At 51.1% G+C, this 603-nt stretch carries 1 protein-coding gene; it reads right to left on the reverse strand.

Annotated elements, in window-relative coordinates:
* Nucleotides 1-603 (reverse strand): TonB-dependent receptor plug domain-containing protein (locus AB840_RS15595; RefSeq protein ID WP_048515718.1); only part of this gene is annotated, 603 nt, incomplete at both ends.

A 603-nucleotide genomic window follows, 5' to 3' on the forward strand; every position in this document is an offset into this window, starting at 1 on the left:
TTCATACCAAAGATTTTCACTTCCACCGCCATAGGTCCGGTCCTTGCTGTACACCGGCATGACATCACGTTTAGACGTCCAACCGGCAATACTGAAATTTCCTACTTTTCCACTGTCGGCCCGTAAAAAGAAATTCGACGGCAACGCACTGCTTTCATAATCGCTGGTATAGCGAGAGCTATGATATCTCCCTTCGGCATTGACCTGTATACTAGGTGTAGACTTCGGCCCTTTCGTAATGACATTGACAACGCCGCCGATGGCATCGGCGCCATATTTGGCACTGGCAGCACCGCGGATGATTTCGATGCGTTCGATATTTTCCGCGCCGATCCGCATGAGCTCGTCGCCGTTACCACTGTATTTACTCACGTCTCCCAGGACAGGCTGACCGTCCACCATAATCAGGGTATGACGAGGATCGGCCCCACGGATAGAGATGCCTACTTTACCCATAGCGTCGACGGTTCTGGTCACGCCTACTTCATTGAAAATCACGTCTTCCACGGATTTCCCTTGTTTGCGCGCGATATCTTCCTTGGTAATGACGGTGACACTCTGCGAATTGTACTTCGCTTCTTCTTTCGCTTTGTCCGCCTCCAC

The sequence above is a fragment of the Megasphaera cerevisiae DSM 20462 genome (assembly GCF_001045675.1).
GTDB classification, from domain to species: domain Bacteria; phylum Bacillota; class Negativicutes; order Veillonellales; family Megasphaeraceae; genus Megasphaera; species Megasphaera cerevisiae.